Here is an 18,801-nt window from a genome sequence, read left to right on the forward strand (position 1 = left end):
GTTCAACGCCTGGGCCCGGTCGGCGAGTTCGGCGGCGGCTCGGGCGAGCCGGTCGCGCAGGACCTCGTAGGTTCCGGCGTCGAGCCGGGCGTCGAGGGCGTCCACGGTCACGGTCACGTTCCTCAGTTGACTCAGTTGACTCAGTTGGCTCAGTTGAATCGGTCGACTCGGTTGCTCGGCGGGCAGCGGGTCACTTGGAGCCGTTCACGGAGGCGAGGCCACCGGCCAGCGTCCCGATCGGGGTCTCCGCGACGCCCAGCTGCCGCGCCGAATCCAGCAGTCGGCGCAGCTGGCCGGCCTGGTCGCCCGCCCCCGAGCCGATCAGCTTCATCAGCAGCGCGGACACCGTCAGGTTCTGTACGTCGGCCGTGGAGACCGAGGAGAGCACCCTGGTGAGGTCCTCGGTGAAGCTGGCCCGCCCGTCCAGCCAGGGCCCGGCCAGGGTCTGCGCGGTCTGTGAGTGGCCGACGAAGGCGTCCACGCTCTTGCCGGCCGACACCGACTGCACCAGCCTGTCGAAGAACACCGAGTCCCCGCCGACGATGTCGATCTTCGCCTTCTCCAACCCGGCCGCGACCAGCGCCGCCTGGGCCTCGGCGATCTGCCGCTGGGTGTCCAGCCCGGCCAGCCGGACGTCCTTCTCGGCGGCCAGCCGCAGGCGGTACTCCTCGTGCCCGCGCGAGGCCTCGTCCAGCTTGGCCATCGCCGCGGCCTTCTCGGTCAGGCCCTCGGCCTCGGCCTTCAGCTTTCCGCCGATCTCCAGCGCGGCGGCCTTGGCCTTCTCGGCCTGGACGGCGGCCTCGGCGCGGCCGACCTTCTCCACCGCCGCGGCCTCCTGCTCGCGGACCTGGACCCGGGCCAGTCCCTCGGCGGCGGCCTCCGCCCGGATGCCCTCGGCCATCCGGATCTTGGCGGCCGCGTCCAGCTCGGCGGCCTGCTGACGGGCCTCGGCCAGCACCAGCGCCTCGCGGGCCCTGTGCGCGGCGGCCTGCTCGGCGGCCTCGGCGGCCTTGATGTCCTTGACCAGCTTCTCCTGCGCCTCGGCCTCGGCCTGGATCACGACGGCCTTGCGCACCCGCTCGGCCTCCTCGGTGGCGCGCAGCGTCTTGACGGCCTCCTCCTGCTCGGCGACGGTGCGGTCCACCGCGACCCGCTCGCGGACCACGTCGGCGACCTCGCGCCTGGCGGACTCGACCTCCTTCTCCTTGGCGATCGTGGCGAGCTGGGTCTCCCGCTCGCGGCCGACGACCTCCAACAGGCGGTCCTTCTCGATCCGCTCGTTCTCCACCGCGATCACCCGTTCGCGGTTCTTCTGCGCCACCGCGACCTCGCGGGCCTGGTTCTCCCGCTGCACCCCGAGCAGCTCCTCGGTGCGCAGGAACGCGGTCTGGGCGTTCAGCCGCTCCTCCTCCTGCACCCGGGCGATCACCGCGTCCTCCTTGGCGCGCAGGGTCTCGATCTCGCGGCGCTGGCGGATCTCGGCGTCGGCCTGCCGGCGCTCCAGCTCCAGGACGGCCTCCCGGGCGTCCACGTTCTGCCGGGTGATCTCCTTCTGCTCGGTGCGCTGGTACTCGTTGGTGCGCACGTGCTCGATCGCGGTCAGCTCGGTGATCTTGCGGATGCCCTGGGCGTCCAGGATGTTGTCGGCGTCCAGCTGGCTCATCGGGGTCTGTTCCAGGTGGTCGATGGCCGCGTCCTCAAGGGTGTAACCGTTGAGGTCGGTGCCGATGACCGCGATGATCTGGTCCCGGAACTCGTGCCGGTGGGTGTACAGGTCGGTGAAGTCCAGCTGCTTGCCGACGGTCTTGAGCGCCTCGGCGAACTTGACGGCGAAGAACTCCTGGATCGCCTGCGGGTCGCTGGCCCGGGCGGTGCCGATCGACTGCGCGACCTTGATGACGTCCTCGACGGTCTTGTTCACCCGGACGAAGAACGAGATCCGGATGTCCGCGCGGATGTTGTCCCGGCAGATCAGACCGTCCCGGCCGGCCCGGTGGATCTCCACCGTCTTCGCGGTGATGTCCATCAACTCGGCCTTGTGGAGCACCGGGAGGACGATCGCGCCGGTGAAGGTCACGTCCACCTTCTTCGTCCGGGAGACGATCAGTGCCTTGCCCTGCTCGACCTTCTGGAACAGGCGGCCCACGAACAGCAGCATGGCGAGCAGGATGAGCAGCACGACGGCGACGAGCACGCCGAAACCCACGGCGATGGTGTCCATCACGGAGTCCTTTGACGAGATGGCGAGTTGGTGCGAAAGAGAAGTGCGGTGAACGAAGGTGACGAATCGTCAGGTCAGTTCGGACGGCGGATCGAAGGGCGCCACCAGGAAGTGCTCGCCCTCGGCGTCGTAGTCGAAGATCAGGGCGGTCCGTCCGGCCGTCAGGCCCGGTTCGGGCTCCGCCGTGCGGACCTGGACGGTCGCGGTGGAGCCGTCCTCCGCGGTGACCTCGGCCTGCCCGAAGTCGGCCGTCACCCGGCCGGTCCGGATCACGCAGACCCGGCCGACGAAGTCCCCCCGGGTGGCCGGCCGGTCCTGCGGGAACAGCCGCGACAGCGGCCGGACGAGCGCCCGGGTGCCCGCCCAGGAGGCGACCAGCGCGACGGCGAACACGCCGCCGCGCGCCGGTGCCCCCGAGGTGAGGACGGTGCCGGCCAGGCTGACGAACCAGGCGAGCGCGACCAGCAGCGACACCGCCACCGTCACGGGCACCCCGCCCAGCCCCAGCGCGTCCAGCACGCCCGTGTGGTGGCCGGCGCCGTGCCGGTCGGATCCCCCGTCGCCGCCGTGCCCCCCGCCGCCGTGCCCCGGATCTCCGGCGTGCCCCCCGTGCCCGGCACCCAGGTGGTGCCCCGCGTGCCCGACGTCCACGTGGTGCCCGCCGCCGTGCCCCCCGTGCACGGCGCCGGGCACCAGGCCGCCGAACAGCATCAGCAACCAGTACCCGACCACCACCACCAGCGCGAAGCTGAACAGCGCCGTCGGAAAGGCCAGCGCGGCCGCGAAGAATCCCCCCATCCCGGCCACACTCCCCCGTCTTTCCGCCGGCGCCGCGCTTCGGCACCGAGGAGATCATGGCAGCGCCGGGGCCCGCGGCACATTGCCAGGATCCGGCAATTTTTACGCCCTCTTGACACCCTGGTACATGCGGCCCGCGTGACACTGCAACAGCCCGGCAACAGGACGGCCGCCGGACGGTCGCAGCGGTGCCCCGCAGGTTTGGCGCCGCGGGACTACAGCGGTTGCTCCGGCCAGTTCAGCAGCCGTGCCCCCATGGCCGCCGTCTCCAGGGTGAAGCGGTGGAGCGCGTCCGCCGGGTCGTACCCGGTGAGCGCCTTGATCCGCTCCAGCCGGTAGCTCAGGGTGCGCACGCTCAGGCCCAGCCGGCGCGCCGCCTCCGCGTTCACGTACGCGGCCTCCGCCTGCACGGCGATGGTGTCCAGCAGCGGACGGGCGCCGCCGCGTGCCTCGGTCAGCGGGCCGAGCACGCTGCGCACCAGGTCGGCCATGGCCGCCCGGTCGCGCATCAGCACGGGGAAGACCAGCAGCTCCTCGGCCCGCAGCTGCTGGGCCGGCAGGTCCAGCCGGTGCGCGTAGTCCAGCGCGCCCAGCGCCTCCTCGTAGCTGCGTGGCACCCCGCTCGGCCCCGAGTGCCGGCGGCCGGTGGCCACCCGCCGCACCGGACGGTAGCCGGGGCCGGGGCGCAGTGTCAGCTCGGCGAAGGCCTCCAGCACGGCCCGCTCGGAGTCCGGGGCGATGCACACCAGCCGACCGTCCTTGCTGGCCAGCAGCACGTCCCGCTCGCCGAACCGTCCGGCCAGTTCCCGCTCCACCCGGTGCACCAGTGGATGCACGTCCGCGAACGGTTCGTCGCCCACCGCGACCGCCACCGTGTACGCGCCCGCCAGCCGAAGCCCGAACCGCTCCGCACGCTCGGCGAGCAGCCCGAGGTCGCTGCGGCCGAACAGCAGGTCGTCGATGAACTCCCGCCGGGCCGCCTCCTCCTGGCGGACGGCGAGGCGCTGCGCCCGCTCGTGGCCCTCGCCCAGCGCGGCCAGTGCGGCGTGGGTGGTGGCCAGCACCGCGTCGCCCATCCCGCGCAGCTCGGTGACGCTGCTCGTGGCCGTCGTCCCGGGCAGGGTCTGCCAGGCCCGCCGGGCCGCGGCCAGACAGTGCGACACCACCTCGCGCAGCCCGTAGCCGGCCTCGGCGCAGTGCTCGCCGAGTGTGCGCAGGCGCTCCAGCTCGTCGCGGCGCAGCAGCCGGCCGGTGCGGGAGACGTCGGCGAGCAGCACGAGGTAGACCTCGGCCAGCTCGGCGGGTATGTCGTACTCGATCTCCTCGGTCACCGTGTCCTGCCAACCCCCGTGCAGCCTGGTCATTCGGCGCTGAATTTATCAGGGACGCCCCCGGCGGGGACCGCCGCGGCGGCCCCCGCGCCACCGGTCGCGGACGCGTGGGACGGAGCGTGCGCCGCTGCCGTCGATCCGCCGCCGCACGGACGGCGCCGGCGCGCCGTCGCCGTGCCCCTCGGGGCGCCGCGGCCGGGCGACGGGAGCGGGACGGAGGCAAGCACCGATCGAGGCCCGCACCGGCCGAGGCCTGCACCGATCGAGGCTTGCCCGGCGGGCCCCGGAGGGGTTACACATCTAGACGTCTCTCCGCGCGCCTGCGGATGTCCCCGTCTCGTCCCGGGTGCGGCTCCACCGAAAGGCCTCCCGCATGTCCCTGGTCAACTTCCGCGACGCCGCCGCCCTCGGCGACCCCGAGGGCCGGCGGATCCGCCCCGGTGTGCTGTACCGCTCCGCCCAGCCGTTCCCGGCCGCCGACGAGGCCACCGTCGCCCAGCTGCGCGGCTGCGACATCCGCACCGTCGTGGACCTGCGCGACCCGCGCGAGACCGACCCCGCCGACTGGGCCGCCGTCGAAGCCGCCGGGATAGCCGTCGTCGCCGCCCCGGTGAACCCCGCCACCGAGGCCCTCACCGCCCGGATGGGCACCATGGCCACGGCCGCCGACCTGGGCGACTTCTACGTCCTGCTGGCCGAGTCCGCGCCCGCGGCGGTGGCCGCAGCCGTCGAGGCCACCGTCCGCCCCGGCGCCGTCCTGCTGCACTGCGCCGCCGGCAAGGACCGCACCGGCCTGCTGATCGCCCTCCTGCTGGACCTCCTCGGCGTCCCCGCCGAGCGCATCGTCGCCGACTACACCCGCACCGCCGACGCCCTCCCGCAGATCTTCGCCGGCCTCGCCGAACGCCACCGCACCGCCCTCAACGACCGCACCACCTCCCGCGTCACCGACTCCCGGGGCCGCAACCTCACCATCCCGGCGCCCCTCCTGGAGGCCCCGGCCGAGGCCATGTCGGTCTTCCTCGACCGGGTCCACACCCACCACGGCGGCGCGGCCTCCTTCCTCCCCGGCTGTGGTGTCCCGGCGGCGACCCTCGGCGCCTTCCGCACCAAGGCGGCCGTGGCCTGAGCCGAGGCGCCGTGGCGGGGCCGGGCACGGGCCGAGCGGCGCGCAGACCGCCCCCTGAGACCTGTCCGGCACGCCCTGGCGACGCCCGGTAATCCCGTTGCACCGCACCGCCCCGCCTGGCAGCGTGCCGGGTCGAAGGGGGTGCCGCGAGATGACCGCACTGCGCGAGATCCGCGCCGACCACGACACCCGGACGATCGTGCTCTACCAGGCCTACCCGCCGGCCGTCGCCGACGCGGCCCTGGCGGCGGGCCGGTTCGTGGCGCCGTTCGGCTTCCACCGGATGACGTGGATCAAGCCCTCGTTCCGCTGGCTGATGCACCGCAGCAACTGGGCGCAGAAGCCCGGTCAGACCAGGGTGCTGGCGGTGCGGATCACCCGGGAGGGCTGGGAGGAGGCGCTCGCCCGCGCCGTGCTGACCACCGCCCACCCGGACGAGGTGGCCCGCGCCGAGGTCCATGTGCAGTGGGATCCGGAGCGGTCGCTGCGCGGGGCGGCGCTGAACCACTACAGCATCCAGGTGGGCATCGGCCGGTCGCTGATCCGCACCTTCGCCGAGGAGTGGGTCGTCGAGCTCACCGACCTCACCCCGCAGGTGCAGCGGGTCGCCGCGCTGGTCCGGGGCGGGCAGACGGCGAAGGCGCAGCGGCTGCTGCCGCCCGAGCGCCCCTACCGGCTGCCCGCCGCGACCGCGCGGCGGCTCGACCTCGGCTGAGGAGGCGGGTCACACGTCCCGCCGCCGCACCACGACCACCGTCACCGCCACCGCGGCCACGCCCCACACGCCCATGGTGATCCACGAGTCCAGCACGCTCGGCGCGTACTTCCCCATCGTGGTCGAGGAGTTGGGGTTGACGGTGAGCCGCTGCACGGTGGCCAGCGGCAGGTGGGTGCCGATCTCCTTCAGCCACCGGTAGCGGTCCCCGCCGAACATCATGGGCAGGATGAACATCAGCATCACCAGCGTCACGATCGAGGCGGTGGCGTGCCGCAGCAGCGCGCCCAGCGCCATCCCGATCAGCGCGCAGACCGGCACGATCGCCGCGTAGCCGAGCACGGCCCGCAGGCAGCCCTCGTCGGTGACGGAGAGCCCGACGTGCCGGGAGGCCAGCATCGCGTTGATGGTGAAGAAGGAGACCGCCGACACCACGATCCCGGCGAGCGCGGTGATCCCGCCGATCAGCAGCACCTTGGCCGCGATCACGCCCCGGCGGTCCGGCACGGCGGCGAAGGTGGTGCGGATCAGTCCGGTGGTGTACTCGCCGAACACGGTGATCGCCCCGAGACTGCCGGCCGCGACCGCCATCAGGTCGCTCGCGATGTTGTTGAGGCCGTGGAAGAGCGGGTCGTAGGTGTACGGCGGCTGGCCGGGCATCCGCGGCGGCGGGTGGTCGATGTACGTCAGGTCGGTGTGGACGGCGTTCACGTTGATCGCGATCGCCACCAGCGAGGCCAGCGCCAGCACCCAGTAGGTGGAGCGCAGCGAGCGCAGTTTGATCCACTCGGCGGCGAGCAGGTCGAAGAATCGCGGCGCCGGCTCGGCGGTGAGATCGAGGGTCGCGGTGCTCATCGGGCGTCTCCAGCCAGGTACTCGACACTGTCGGCGGTCAGGGACATGAACGCCGACTCCAGCGACGCGGTCCGGGCGGCCAGCTCGTGCAGCACCACGCCGTGCCGCAGGGCGAGTTCACCGATCCGCGCGGCTGGCATCCCGGTGACGATCCCGAACTGCTCCTCCGGCAGGACGACGTCGGCCCCCTCGGCGCGCAAGGCCTCGACCAGCGTGGCGAGTTCGGGCGCCCGCACGGCCACCGAGGAGACCGCGTTGCGGGCCGAGAACTCCGCGAGGCTCTGGTCCGCGATCAGCCGGCCGCGTCCGATCACCACCAGGTGGTCGGCGGTGTGTTCCATCTCGGCCATCATGTGGCTGGAGACGAACACCGTCCGTCCCTCGTCCGCGAGCCGCCGGAACAGCCCGCGCACCCAGAGCACGCCCTCCGGGTCCAGCCCGTTCAGCGGCTCGTCGAAGAGCAGCACCGGCGGGTCGCCGAGCAGCGCGCCGGCGATGCCCAGACGCTGCTTCATGCCCAGCGAGTAGCCGCCGATCCGCCGCCCGGCGGCCTTGCCGAGGCCGACCTCCGCCAGGACCTCGTCCACCCGCCCGAGCGGGATGCGGTTGCTGCGGGCCAGCGCCGACAGGTGCGCCCGGGCGCTGCGCCCGCCGTGCACGTCTCCCGCGTCCAGCAGGGCTCCGACGTGCCGCAGGCCGCGCGGCCGGCCGGCGAAGGGCGCCCCGGCCACGGTGACGGTGCCTTCGGTGGGGGTGTTGAGGCCCAGGATCATCCGCAGGGTGGTGGACTTGCCGGCACCGTTGGGGCCGAGGAAGCCGGTCACGGCGCCCGGCCGGACGGTGAAGGTCAGCCGGTCGACGGCCGTGGTGGCGCCGTAGCGCTTGGTCAGTCGTTCGATCTCGATCACGGGGACAACGCTGCCGGTCGGAGCCCGGCCCGGGCATCGGGCCGCGGGCCACAACCGCGGGCCACCGCACTGGCCCCGGGGCTTACGCCCCCGGGCCAATGTGCCCCGTCCGGGCCGCGGCTACCATCGCGTCATGATCACTGCCGACCCCCGCCCGCCGCTGCTCAGGCGTCTGCCCGCGGGCGTGTGGGTGGGGGCGCTCTGGACGGCCCTGGTGGCGTTCCGCTTCCTCACGCGCGAGAACGAGCTGCAGCACCTGTTCAAGTACCACGGCAACCCCGAGGACATGCCGCTGGTGGTCACCGCGGTGGTCACCACCCTGGTCGCGTCGCTGCTGGTCCGGCTGCCGCTGCTGGCCATCGCGGTGGCGCTGGCGGGTGCCATCTTCGCGCTCGGGATGTGGGGCGTCCCGGAGACCGCGCCGCTCCAGTTCCTGATCGCCGACGCGGTGGTCGGCTACTGCGCGGCCACCCGCTCCCGCCGGGTCTCGCTGAGCGCCCTGGCGCTACCGCTCGCCACCCTCGCCGGGCTGATGCTCTGGGGCGCCGTCAACGACTACCCCGTCAACCCGTTCGCCTACGCCGGCTTCGCCGCGACCGTGCTGATCGCCTGGCTGGTCGGCAACACCGTCCACCAGGGCCGCGCCCACGCCGAGGTGCTGCGCGGCCGGGCCTCCGAACAGGCCATCACCGCCGAACGGCTGCGGATCGCCCGCGAGTTGCACGACATGGTGGCCCACAACATCGGCATCATCGCGATCCAGGCCGGCATGGGCAGCCGGGTCATGGACACCCAGCCCGCCGAGACCCGCCACGCCCTGGAGGCGATCGAGGCCACCAGCCGGGAGACCCTGGCCGGCCTGCGCCGGATGCTGGGCGCGCTGCGGCAGGGCGAGGGGGAGTCCGCGCCGCTCGAAGTGGTGCCGGGGCTGGGCGAGTTGGACCGGCTGGTGAAGAAGGCGGCGGGCGCCGGGGTGCGGGTCGCGCTCACCCGCCGCGGCGAAGCCCGTACCCTGCCGCCCGAGGTGGACCTCGCTGCCTACCGGATCGTCCAGGAGGCGGTCACCAACGTGGTCAAGCACTCCGGCACCCGCGACTGCCACGTCACCGTCGAGTACGGCCCGCACGAGCTCGCCGTCACGGTGGTCGACCTGGGCGCCGGAACGGCGACCGGCACCCCCGGCACCGGCTACGGCCTGGCCGGCATGCGCGAGCGGGTCGCCCTGCTGCACGGCGAGTTCAGCGCCGGCCCGCGCTCCGGGGGCGGATTCCTGGTCGCCGCCCGCCTGCCGCTCCCCGAGCAGACCCCCGTCGAGCTCCCCCTGGAGGTGGGACCGTGATCCGCGTCGTCCTGGTCGACGACCAGCCGCTCATCCGCACCGGCCTGCGCGTACTGATCGCCGACGCCCCCGACCTGGAGGTGGTCGGCGAGGCCGGCGACGGCGCCGAGGCCGTCGAGCTGGTCACCCGGCTGCGCCCCGACGTCGCCGTGATGGACATCCGGATGCCAGGTACGGACGGCATCGAGGCCACCCGCCGGATCACCGCGGACCCGGACCTGCCCACCCACGTCCTCGTCCTCACCACCTTCGACGACGACGACTACGTGTACGGCGCGCTGCGGGCCGGGGCGAGCGGCTTCCTGGTCAAGGACCTCGCCCTGGAGACCATCCTGGACGGCATCCGGGTGGTCGCCGCCGGGGACGCCCTGCTGGCCCCCGGCATCACCCGCCGGCTGATCGGCGAGTTCGCCGCCCGCCCGCAGGGAACGGCCCGGCCCGCCCAGCCCCGCAGGCCCGTCGCCGAGGCCGTCACCGAGCGCGAGCGCGAGGTGCTCACCCTGGTCGGCAGGGGCCTGTCCAACGCCGAGATCGCCGCGGAGCTCACCATCAGCGTGGCCACCGCCAAGGCCCACGTCGCCCGGCTGTTCACCAAACTCGACGCCCGCGACCGGGTCCACCTGGTCATCCAGGCCTACGAGTTCGGCCTGGTCGTACCGTAGGAACACACGCCGTGGGAGCACATGGCGAAGCGCCGGGGCGGGCCCGCACGGCCCACCCCGGGGCTCCGGCGATCAGATCGTCAGTGGACGATCGCGTGCGAGATCTGGCACCCGCTGACACCGTTGGACCAGGTGCCCTGCATGGCGAAGGTGCCCGTCGCGAACGCCACGTTCTGCGAGCCGCCCGTCCCGCCGACGCCGTTCCAGGAGCACTTGTCGGCGTTCTCGTACCCGGTGGAGTCGGTCCAGCCGCCCGCCGGGTTCTGGTCGGTGATGGTCTCCGAGTACTCGTGGCCGTACACCATGGTCACGCCGTCCAGGGTGCCCGCGCTGCCGCTGTTGACGTAGTTCTGGCCGCAGGAGGTGCCCATGTCGGTCACGTACGGGTCGTTGGTGAACGCCACGTCACCGTACGGGGAGGGGGCGGCGCCGCCGGTCAGGGTGGTGTCGCCGTTCCAGTCGTGCCAGGCGCAGAAGCCGCCGTTCGGGGTGTTGAAGCCGTCCGGGTGGGTGCCGGTCGGCGACAGCACCACGTACTGCGCGTTGCGGTTGGACGCGGCCGTGGTGTTGCCGAAGTGCCCGGCGGCCTTCACGGCCTCGGCGGCCAGCTGGTTGCCGCTGGCCTGGCTGGGCGCGGCGGCGGACTCGTCGACCCAGACGCCGGCCAGCGCGCCGCCGGTCGGGTAGCCGACGTGGGTGGATCCGGTCGGGCAGCTGGTCGCGCCGGTGGCGACGCCCTCGCAGTACTGGGTCATGACGCCGGACCAGGTCTCGCTGTTGGTGCCGAGGCCCTTGAACAGCTGCTGCGCCCGGACGGCCTCGCCCTTCGGGTCGCCGGAGAGCGTGGTGTAGCCGGCGGAGTTGGTGCCCTGGGTGCCCCACTGGGTGCCCCAGAAGATCAGGTAGACCTTCGGCGCGCCGGTGGTGACGCCGATGCCGTCCACGCCGCCGCCGTACCTCAGGTTGTTGCTCGCGGGCTTGGCCGACTGGCCGGCGTTCTCCTTGGTCGGGTGCACGCCGTGCCGGTACGGGTGGGGCTGCCCGGCGAACTCGCCGGCCGGCCGGTCGTCCTGGGCGGCCTGGGCGACCGGGGCGGCCGCGAAGCCGGCGGCGGCCAGGGCCAGGGCGCTGAGCCCGGTCAGGGCGCGCAGCCGCATCCGACGGGAGGTGGGGGAGATGCCCATCGTGAGGGTTCCTCTCTGATGCCGACCGCACCCGGGTACGGCGCGGCGGCACTGTGGGGGACAAACGGGGAGGAGCGGCGACGGCAGCGCGGAGCCACTGACGGTCCGCCATGGACGGTCAGGGACGTGGGGATGGGGAGCCGGTTACCGCCGACGGCCGGAAGCAAAGCAGAGCCGCCGAAACCGGGTCAACGACGGAAAAGGTAAGACCCGCCCCAAGGAAGGACCCAGCGGACGTATCGAACGTCAAAAGCCCCCAGTCGGCGTGCGGTCGATGCGCGTAGCGCAGCCGAATGTCAACAGTTGAGAGGCGCTTCTACACCGTATGAAGGCAGCCCGGAAGCCTGCGCAGACCGTACGCACCCGTGCCCTCCCCCAGCGGGAGCCCAGCGCCTTGACCTGTCCCGGGCCGACCGCCCTCGGAAGTGGCCGTCGCTACGCCTCGGCGGTCTCGAACGAGCTCAGGAGATCGATCCGAACGGCTGCGGCCCCGGCAGGGCCTGTCACGATGACGACACCGTCCGAGGAGATCGCCATGCCCGTGGGGCTGAACAGCAGAGGAACGGAGATCATCCGCGCGCGCCGCAGGTGCCAGATGTGAAGTCGGAGATCGGACCAGGCTGTCGCCAGGACCGGCCCCGCCGCGTCGGTGTCCGCGAGCGCCAGCGCCAGGGGGATCGCCTGGCGACGTTCGACGACGCCCGGCATGACCTCGCCGCTCGTGGAGTCCCAGAGGCGGATCGTGCCGTCGAGCCCTCCGGACACCACCAGGGTGGTGGTGACGCCGGCCTCGACGGTGAGACAGGCGACGGCCGTCACCCCGACCTCGTGCAGGCGGACGGTCCGTGGGCCCGCCAGGTGATCGGTGAGGGACCAGAGGCTCACCAGACCCCGTGTGTCACCGACGGCGACCTGGCCTTGGTGCGCGGCTATCGCCGATGCCGCTGCCACGGAGCCGTCGATCGCATGGGCGTTGTGGTGGATCATCAAGCGGTCCGCAGTGGCCGGTAGCGGCGAACCATCGACGAGGCGGGTCGATCGGAGCGTCCCCGAGTCGTCCAGAGTGAGTACGAAGTCCGGGGAGAGCGCGGCCAGACCGGTCGGAACGAGAGGCTGCTGGGTAGGCAGCCGGCGGACCGCCGATCCGTCCGACAGCACCCGCTCGGTACAACGCCCCAGCGAGTCCGCCGTGACGACCGTCCCGGCGCCGTGCGAGGACCCGGGGAGCGGCGCCACTGCCGGGACGGCCGCCCCGGGCCGGTGCCACAGGGCGTTCCACCGGGATCCCTCGGTGAGGGGCCGTGCTGCTTCCGCCAGTTCGACATCGTGTCCCAGCGCGGCGAGACGGACGACCGAAGCCCGTTCGGGACCGTGCAGGCCATCGGAGGAGAGCGCTGGGCCGGCTGCGTTCCACACCGCGGACAGCTCCGCGGGCGCGGCCTCGCCCGACAACGCGGCGGTGATCGCCGGGATCGGGCCGTAGGCCAAGTAGCCGGGGTCGCGCAGGAGTTCGTAGGCGATACCGGATCTGTACGCGAGGCGGATCGCGCCCTCCCGCACCTCGCTGCTAGCGGCGCGCCAGCCGGCGCCGGCGGGGAACAGCGGGAGCACGGGCTCGGTCGCCCCCGGCCCCGCCGGGGGCGGGGCCGTCGGTTTCCCGTCGAGGACAGGAGGGACGTTCTCTGCTCGGGGCCGCGGCACCCAGGGCGAATCCGCCGGCAGCACCGGACCGAAGGCGAGCGACGGTTTCACGGGCGTTCGAGAGGGGAGGGACAACTCCAGGGCCCGGTCGTACCGGAGCAACCGTGGGTCGTCGACCTCGACGACGGCACGAACCTGGGGTAGCGTCAGCAGCGGCGCCACGAGCTCGGTGATCACCGGCTGCGGGGCGGCCTGGGCCACGTGGGTCGGCACGCAGCCGGCCAGGTGCAGATCGGTCACCAGGAGTCGGAGCGGCCGAGGATCGACGGCGATCCGTTCCAGGAGCGGCTCGGGTTCCAGCGCGCCGTAGCCCAGGTGTCGGCCGAGCTGCCACGCCAAGGTTCGTGCCGTCTGTCCCCCGGCGAATCCGACCGCATGGATCGTCGTGTGGGGGTTGGAGTCCGATCCTGCCATCAGCCACGCCAGCAAGCGCGTCTTGCCGGAACCCCTGGGCCCGGAAACCACGGCCACCGGTGGATTGGACCGGGGATCGGAGAGCCAACTCAGCAGCCGCAGCCCGAGTTCGGCGGTCGGCCCCTCCAAGGGAGGCCATGCGGCAGGGCTGGGAGCGGTCACGCCTGCTCTTCCGTCGCGGCGTGGGCCTCCTGGAGCCGGATGAGGCCGCCGGCCCGCTCGGCCGCGGTGTCGCCGTACGGCACGTTGTGGGTGAGAGCGGCGTCCGGGAACATCAGCTTCAGCCAGAACGCGCAGTAGTGGCCCGGCATGAAGCACGCCTGGAGTTCGGTGTGGATCCGCGTCACCTGGTCCGGCTCGACGCCGGCAGCGTACATGGCGGACCAGACACGTTCCTCGGCGTGCACGCAGAGGGCGCTGGACTCGGTGACGATCTGCTTCCCGCCGCCTGAGGTGACGAACTCGAAGGAGGAATAGGACAGTACGCTCGCGGTGGTCCGGATGTCCTCCAGTACCAGCGACCACCAGTGCTCAGGGTCTGCGAGGGCCTGCCCGTCGGCGGCCCGCAGGGCGGATTCCAGGCCGTCCAGCGCGGCGCCGGCCACAGCCGGATCGTCCGTGCCGCCGATCGCCTCCAGCGCGATGTCCAGCTGGAGCAACCCCTCGGCGAAGGCCTCGGGCGTGGAGTTGACGAATCGCTCGGGCTCGTCGTACCCGAGCATGGCGCCCCGGACCGTGCCTTCCGGGGTGACACAGAGGTCGTACGCGCGGTCCGAACCCAGGCGGGCCCAGGAGAGCTGGGACTCCTGGTCGAGCTGACGCCCGATGAGGGTCGCGTACCGGCTCAGGGACGCCGGTTCGTCGGCCACCGTGTGGAAGTACGGCAGCACCTGGAGCGGCAGGACGAGACGGCTGATGTTCTCCAGCGCCTGTCGCTCCGCGGTGAACGGGTCGGTCTGCTCGGCGTCGAACCGGCGGACGCCGGCTTCGCCGAACCGCTGGACGAGGCGGTCGCCGGACTGCGTCACGTCAATCTCCTGGATCGTTCGGTGGTTTTCGGCGGGTTACCTGTAATCAAGCAGGTGCTTGACGTTTTCGAGGACGAGGTACCAGGTCGAGTCCGGGCTGGCCAGCGCCACCGGGTCCACCTCCTCCATGAGCGCCTGGAGCCGGTCCTCGGCGTTGCCGACGATGGGGCCCTCCGCCACCTCAAGGTCGTAGTTGGGCCGTTCCACCTCCAACGCGTACAGGAAGTAGGCGAAGGCCTCGATGCCGCTGTTGAGGACGCAGGGCTGGGCGCCGCTCTCGGGAACGCAGTACATCGTGCCGTTCTCGACGTCGAGTGCGAAGCTGTCGAGGCCGATGGCGCCGATCGACATCCAACGGGACGTGTCCACACCGAAGCCCGGGTACTTGGCAGCCAACTCCGCCGCACCGGCGGCGTCCACGATGGTCACCACGCCCTCGTCCGCAAGCGGCCCGTCGAGTTGCAGCCAGGTGTCGAACTGGCCGGGGAGACCGATGTCGCGAAGGAATGCCCGGGTCGGCTCGTGCGGAATCGCCATGAGCGCGTCCTCGTCGAGGGTGATCAGTTCCTCGGCCTCGAAGACGGACTCCATCATGCTGCGATCGATCCGGCTCATATCGGTTTTCCCCTGTCTTCGGCGGAGGGCTCGATGTTACCGTATCCGCCCGGGTCAGTGATGACCGTGAATCTGCTTGACCAGATGCAGCGGATTGTCACTGTTCGCGCGAGGGTAGGGAATTATTCGGTTGAGATGGTCCTCCATCTCCTTGGTTCCTCGGGCCATGGACTCCTCGGAGGCCCCGAATTCGACGCTGTGGAACACGTTGACATGGGGTAGCCATTTGGGAACCCATGCCTTGCAGTCGCTGCTGCCGCTACAGGGTTCTCGTTCTGTGTAGAGATCCTTCACGTGACCCCCGGTGCCGTTTTGGAGGAATGGGATTCCGAGTACCTTCTCCGAGTGGATCGGCTGGAAACTGCGCCCGACCAGGATGAACTTTCCGGCGTCGTTCTCGACGCGGAGTGAGGCGTAGTTGTTGCTGGTGTACTGGAGCTTTCCGTCCTTGATGCCGTAGTTGCCGTAGCTGCCCTGGGGTCCGCGGGATTTCTTGGCCTCGTGCCTGGCCAGCTGTGTGGCTCGGGACAGCTCGTCGTCATAGAACCCCATGAGCGTGGACTCCTTGCGGGGCCGCTCCTCCTTCGGGGTCTTGTCGTGGTCCCATGAATACGGGTTATTGGGGTTCACGGGGCGTCGCGGAACGGCGTCGCGGCTGTTCAGGTTCAGTGAGGCGCCGAGCAGCTTCCGATCATCTGCCGTCAGCTTGGCGGGCCCGGTCGGAGTCAGCCGCTCGATGACCCCGTTGTCCTTCATGTGGTAAACCGGGGTCGGTCCGAGGCCGGCGCGGAGCGCGTCACGGTCGGGTTGCGGCCGGTGTATCTGGTGGAAGTGCTTGGCAGTCTTTCCGTCGTGCTCGACATGGCTCTTCGCCATCTGCTGGACGCCGCTCTTCATGTTCTCGCCGACGTGGTGCCCGGCCTTCGAGAGCCCCTTCTTGATACCCTCGATCGTCTTGTCCACGACGGCGTTCGCCGCGTTCGCTATGGCGTCCTTGCCGCGAGTCCGATTCTGGTGCTGACGGGCCTTGTGGAGTTTGTCCGCGGTGTGCGTGTTGAAATGCGTGGACGCTTGGGAGAACGCGCCGTCGAGCTCCTTGTACGAGTTCAGGTCGACCTTGATCTGGCCGGGCGCGGGGCCGTCGGAGCTCCCCCCGCCGCCGGCCGAGTTGAGCTGCATCGATGCGGCCCCGGCGGCCGTGGTCTGCTTGAGGTCGACCCCGTGCTGGAGGTCCAGGGCGTTGGCCCCGAGTTGTACGACGAGGTCGCCGGCCATTGCGCCGAGGGCGTCCTCCAGCGGCCCCAGGACCGTGGCGGTCATGTGGTCCACGACCGCCCGCTCCACCTCCTTGAGGATGCGCTTGACGGCGACTCGGCAGACCTGTCGCCCGGCGACGCCTTCCAGCGCGGAGAGGCCCAGGGTAATCGGCGCCGCCGCTATCGCGGCCGCGATCTCGGCTGCGAGTATGCCGAGTTGGACGATGGCGGCGAGTTTGGCGCCCTCGATGAGCACGGCGATGGTGTCCAGGCCGTCGGCGGCCAGGTGCCCGATCTCCACCAGCTTCTTGAGGTGGTTGTCCTTGACCTTGCGCCAGTGGGTTTCCATCGCCTCGATGGCCGGCCCCTCGTTGGTCCCCACCATCTTCACGAGGGCGTTGTGGAGGTCTCCGGTGCCGGTCTCCAGGCTGTGGGAGAACTCGCGCAACTCCGTGGCCATGTGGCGGTAGTCGTCTTCATCGACGTTCGGCCAGGAGACGCCGATCACGTCCAGGGCAGTGTCCAGATAGGTCGGCAGTACAACGCCCATACGTTCCCCCCGGAACTGCAACCTAACTAATAGTTAACGCATGATTATATGACATAAAGATTTGTATCGCCCCACCCAGCTCTGTCGGATCAGCGGGTTCGGAGGTCCTTCCCCGCAAGGCACTCCCTAGGGGCCCTCGACCTCGGCGATGCGCATGATCCGGCCGTGGGAGTCCAGCACCACGTCGTAGGCGTTGCCGTGGCAGCCGTACGGGTCGGCCGGGTCGCGCTCGGCCAGGCAGTCGTCGAGGTGGGCGATCAGCTCGTCGAGGGGGACGGTCCTGGCCGGGTCGTCGTTCGGGACGTCGACCAGGGTCGCCGTCACGCCCGCCCCCGCGAAGCCGTAGTGGACCGGGCTGCCGGCGGGCTCGTAGCGGCCGGCGCCACAGCTGAAGCGGGCGGGCTGGGCGGTGAGTTCGGCCGGGCCGGCGGAGACGACGAGGAAGACCTCGTGGCCGGGGCGTCCGGTGGGGGTGGCGCACTCCGGCCCGGCGGACGGCCCGGCGGACGGGTCGGTCACGGGGGAGTAGGGCTCCTCGTCCTCGTAGAAGAGGTCGTCATCGTCGTCCAGCAGGTCGTCCGCGCCCTCGTCGGCGCCGGCGGCGGCGGAGGCGGCGGCCACCGTGGAGCGGGAGTCGGCGGGCGTGCAGCCGGTGAGCGCGGCGGTGCCGCAGGCCAGCAGGACGGCGGCGAGGAGGATGCGGGGCGTGGCCATGGCACAAGTCTCCCCGGGCGGCGGCAGTTGTCGGTACCTGCCTAACACGACCGGGACCCGGCCCGCGGTTCCCGCCCCCGGCGTGCGCCGGTTCCCTCCCCCGACGGACGTGCGGATCCGGCGGGGGAGGGGGTCCGTCGAGCGGGCGTCAGACCGCCACCGGCCGGCCCGCCTCGTACGCCTCGCGCAGCCGGGCCTGCGCCTGCGCGCCCGCCGCCAGGTGGTCGAGGCCGAGCAGCGCCGCGCCCAGCACCGGCGGCGCGACGACGACCCGCGGCTCGGCCAGCGGCGCGGCCTCGGCGAGCCGGGCGGTCAGGTTGTCCAGCAGCAGCGGCTGCCGGGAGGCGAGCACGCCGCCGCCCAGCACCACCGGGGTGGGGGTGTCCAGCAGCGCCAGGCGTCCGAGCGCCACCACTGCGAGCCGGACGATCTCGTCGGCCTGGCGGTCGATCAGTTCCAGCGCCACCCCGTCGCCCTCGGCGGCGACCGCGAACAGCACCCGGGCGATCTCGTGCAGTCGTGCGTTCGGCAGGTGCCCCAGGTGGACGGCCTCGGCGACGGCGCCGGCGCTGGGCAGGCCGAAGTGCTCGGCGATGGCCCGGGCGAGCCCGGTCGGACCGCCGCGCCCGTCCTCCGCGCGGACGGCGTGCCACATGCTGGCGACGGCGAGCCCCGAGCCGCCGCCCCAGTCGCCGGTGAGCTCGCCGAGGGCGGGGAAGCGGGCGGTGCGGCCGTCCGGCAGCAGGCCGACGCAGTTGATCCCGGCGCCGCAGACCACCGCGACCCCGCGCGGGCCGTCGGTGCCGGCCCGCAGCAGGCCGAAGGTGTCGTTGGCGACGGTGGTGCTGGCCCCCCAGGGGTGGGACTCCAGCGCCGCGCGCAGCGACTCCTCCTCGACCGGCAGGTCGGCGTTGGCCAGGCAGGCGCTGACGTGGCTGGTGAGCACACCGCTCCAGGACGGGTGTCCGGCCGCCGCGGCGGCCTGCTCGACCAGCGGGGCGAGGCCGGCGACGGCCGCCGCGCCGCCGATCCTGTGCGGCTCGAAGCCGCCGCCGCGGGCGGTGCCGAGGATGCTGCCGTCGGTGCCGATCAGGGCGACGTCGGTCTTGGAGTTTCCCGCGTCGATGGCGAGGACGCCGGGCAGGAGTGGTTCGGGTTGGTGGATCATCAGGTCCCAGCGCTCGTACGTGGCCCGGACCGTGGTCGTCGGCCGGGTGCCCGACCGTGGTCCCGGCCGGGGAGCCCGGCCGAAGGGTCCCCGGCCGGGGGTGGACGGTCTCCTCGCCGTGGCCGCCCCGGGCCCGGGGGTGGTCGCCGGGCGGGCCCGTCGGGCCGGGGCAGGCCCCGGCCCGGTGGGGGGGGGTGTGGGCGCGCCGCCGGG

The 18,801-nt window shown here is 72.2% G+C and carries 16 protein-coding genes; 4 read left to right on the forward strand and 12 right to left on the reverse strand.

The window, feature by feature from the left end:
* Nucleotides 1-190: 190 nt before the first annotated feature.
* The 3 genes from ACFU7Y_RS19665 to ACFU7Y_RS19675 form a co-directional block, all read right to left on the reverse strand.
* Nucleotides 191-2,221 carry a flotillin family protein gene (locus tag ACFU7Y_RS19665; protein WP_224284389.1) on the reverse strand — a complete coding sequence of 677 codons (2,031 nt, stop codon included), beginning with the start codon at nucleotides 2,219-2,221 and terminating at the stop codon, nucleotides 191-193.
* Between the two features lie 69 nt (nucleotides 2,222-2,290).
* Entirely contained in the window at nucleotides 2,291-3,019 is a 729-nt protein-coding gene (locus tag ACFU7Y_RS19670) for an OB-fold-containig protein (protein WP_224284388.1), read from the reverse strand.
* A 215-nt stretch (nucleotides 3,020-3,234) separates the two neighbouring features.
* Nucleotides 3,235-4,383 carry a PucR family transcriptional regulator gene (locus ACFU7Y_RS19675; protein WP_380769013.1) on the reverse strand — a complete coding sequence of 383 codons (1,149 nt, stop codon included), beginning with the start codon at nucleotides 4,381-4,383 and terminating at the stop codon, nucleotides 3,235-3,237.
* A gap of 340 nt (nucleotides 4,384-4,723) precedes the next feature.
* Between ACFU7Y_RS19675 and ACFU7Y_RS19680 the strand changes: the two genes are divergently transcribed.
* Nucleotides 4,724-5,479: a tyrosine-protein phosphatase gene (locus ACFU7Y_RS19680; protein ID WP_224284929.1), complete on the forward strand. Its 756-nt coding sequence runs from the start codon at nucleotides 4,724-4,726 to the stop codon at nucleotides 5,477-5,479.
* A gap of 151 nt (nucleotides 5,480-5,630) precedes the next feature.
* Nucleotides 5,631-6,194: a DUF4291 domain-containing protein gene (locus ACFU7Y_RS19685; protein ID WP_224284930.1), complete on the forward strand. Its 564-nt coding sequence runs from the start codon at nucleotides 5,631-5,633 to the stop codon at nucleotides 6,192-6,194.
* A gap of 9 nt (nucleotides 6,195-6,203) precedes the next feature.
* Here ACFU7Y_RS19685 and ACFU7Y_RS19690 read toward each other — a convergent pair whose 3' ends face one another.
* Together ACFU7Y_RS19690 and ACFU7Y_RS19695 are read right to left on the reverse strand one after the other, a co-directional pair.
* On the reverse strand, nucleotides 6,204-7,049 hold the full coding sequence (locus ACFU7Y_RS19690) for an ABC transporter permease (protein ID WP_380769016.1): 846 nt from the start codon (nucleotides 7,047-7,049) through the stop codon (nucleotides 6,204-6,206).
* Nucleotides 7,046-7,957 (reverse strand): ABC transporter ATP-binding protein, encoded by a 912-nt coding sequence (locus ACFU7Y_RS19695; protein ID WP_380769018.1) that lies wholly within the window; start codon nucleotides 7,955-7,957, stop codon nucleotides 7,046-7,048. The genes ACFU7Y_RS19690 and ACFU7Y_RS19695 overlap by 4 nt, the downstream gene beginning before the upstream one ends.
* A 133-nt stretch (nucleotides 7,958-8,090) precedes the next feature.
* On the opposite strand from ACFU7Y_RS19695, the gene ACFU7Y_RS19700 reads away from it, so the two are divergent.
* Complete coding sequence (locus tag ACFU7Y_RS19700; RefSeq protein WP_224282574.1) at nucleotides 8,091-9,296, forward strand: sensor histidine kinase; 1,206 nt, start codon at nucleotides 8,091-8,093, stop codon at nucleotides 9,294-9,296.
* Nucleotides 9,293-9,958 (forward strand): response regulator transcription factor, encoded by a 666-nt coding sequence (locus tag ACFU7Y_RS19705; protein ID WP_224282575.1) that lies wholly within the window; start codon nucleotides 9,293-9,295, stop codon nucleotides 9,956-9,958. Before ACFU7Y_RS19700 ends, ACFU7Y_RS19705 begins: the two co-directional genes overlap by 4 nt.
* Nucleotides 9,959-10,038: 80 nt before the next feature.
* Here the strand turns inward: ACFU7Y_RS19705 and ACFU7Y_RS19710 are convergent, their stop codons facing one another.
* From ACFU7Y_RS19710 to ACFU7Y_RS19740, 7 genes are all read right to left on the reverse strand, one after another.
* Complete coding sequence (locus ACFU7Y_RS19710; RefSeq protein WP_224282576.1) at nucleotides 10,039-11,142, reverse strand: hypothetical protein; 1,104 nt, start codon at nucleotides 11,140-11,142, stop codon at nucleotides 10,039-10,041.
* 435 nt (nucleotides 11,143-11,577) lie between these two features.
* Nucleotides 11,578-13,182 (reverse strand): hypothetical protein, encoded by a 1,605-nt coding sequence (locus tag ACFU7Y_RS19715; RefSeq protein WP_224282577.1) that lies wholly within the window; start codon nucleotides 13,180-13,182, stop codon nucleotides 11,578-11,580.
* A 233-nt stretch (nucleotides 13,183-13,415) separates the two neighbouring features.
* Nucleotides 13,416-14,285, reverse strand: a complete 870-nt coding sequence (locus ACFU7Y_RS19720; RefSeq protein WP_224282578.1) for a nucleic acid/nucleotide deaminase domain-containing protein — start codon at nucleotides 14,283-14,285, stop codon at nucleotides 13,416-13,418.
* A gap of 36 nt (nucleotides 14,286-14,321) precedes the next feature.
* Nucleotides 14,322-14,900: an SUKH-4 family immunity protein gene (locus ACFU7Y_RS19725; RefSeq protein ID WP_224282579.1), complete on the reverse strand. Its 579-nt coding sequence runs from the start codon at nucleotides 14,898-14,900 to the stop codon at nucleotides 14,322-14,324.
* 54 nt (nucleotides 14,901-14,954) lie between these two features.
* Nucleotides 14,955-16,706, reverse strand: coding sequence for a nucleic acid/nucleotide deaminase domain-containing protein (locus tag ACFU7Y_RS19730; protein ID WP_380769022.1), 1,752 nt, complete (start codon nucleotides 16,704-16,706; stop codon nucleotides 14,955-14,957).
* Nucleotides 16,707-16,832: 126 nt separating this feature from the next.
* On the reverse strand, nucleotides 16,833-17,420 hold the full coding sequence (locus ACFU7Y_RS19735) for a hypothetical protein (RefSeq protein ID WP_224282581.1): 588 nt from the start codon (nucleotides 17,418-17,420) through the stop codon (nucleotides 16,833-16,835).
* 148 nt (nucleotides 17,421-17,568) lie between these two features.
* Nucleotides 17,569-18,588 (reverse strand): N-acetylglucosamine kinase, encoded by a 1,020-nt coding sequence (locus ACFU7Y_RS19740; protein WP_380769024.1) that lies wholly within the window; start codon nucleotides 18,586-18,588, stop codon nucleotides 17,569-17,571.
* Nucleotides 18,589-18,801: the final 213 nt, after the last annotated feature.

Source organism: Kitasatospora sp. NPDC057542 (assembly GCF_042801945.1).
Classification (GTDB): Bacteria; Actinomycetota; Actinomycetes; order Streptomycetales; family Streptomycetaceae; genus Kitasatospora.

Coding starts and splice junctions, on each gene's coding strand:
- ACFU7Y_RS19710 (WP_224282576.1), bottom strand. CDS start 11,142: ATGGGCATCTCCCCCACCTCCCGTCGGATGCGGCTGCGCGCCCTGACC.
- ACFU7Y_RS19730 (WP_380769022.1), bottom strand. CDS start 16,706: ATGGGCGTTGTACTGCCGACCTATCTGGACACTGCCCTGGACGTGATC.
- ACFU7Y_RS19665 (WP_224284389.1), bottom strand. CDS start 2,221: ATGGACACCATCGCCGTGGGTTTCGGCGTGCTCGTCGCCGTCGTGCTG.
- ACFU7Y_RS19690 (WP_380769016.1), bottom strand. CDS start 7,049: ATGAGCACCGCGACCCTCGATCTCACCGCCGAGCCGGCGCCGCGATTC.
- ACFU7Y_RS19675 (WP_380769013.1), bottom strand. CDS start 4,383: ATGACCAGGCTGCACGGGGGTTGGCAGGACACGGTGACCGAGGAGATC.
- ACFU7Y_RS19670 (WP_224284388.1), bottom strand. CDS start 3,019: ATGGGGGGATTCTTCGCGGCCGCGCTGGCCTTTCCGACGGCGCTGTTC.
- ACFU7Y_RS19685 (WP_224284930.1), top strand. CDS start 5,631: ATGACCGCACTGCGCGAGATCCGCGCCGACCACGACACCCGGACGATC.
- ACFU7Y_RS19725 (WP_224282579.1), bottom strand. CDS start 14,900: ATGAGCCGGATCGATCGCAGCATGATGGAGTCCGTCTTCGAGGCCGAG.
- ACFU7Y_RS19735 (WP_224282581.1), bottom strand. CDS start 17,420: ATGGCCACGCCCCGCATCCTCCTCGCCGCCGTCCTGCTGGCCTGCGGC.
- ACFU7Y_RS19680 (WP_224284929.1), top strand. CDS start 4,724: ATGTCCCTGGTCAACTTCCGCGACGCCGCCGCCCTCGGCGACCCCGAG.
- ACFU7Y_RS19740 (WP_380769024.1), bottom strand. CDS start 18,588: ATGATCCACCAACCCGAACCACTCCTGCCCGGCGTCCTCGCCATCGAC.
- ACFU7Y_RS19700 (WP_224282574.1), top strand. CDS start 8,091: ATGATCACTGCCGACCCCCGCCCGCCGCTGCTCAGGCGTCTGCCCGCG.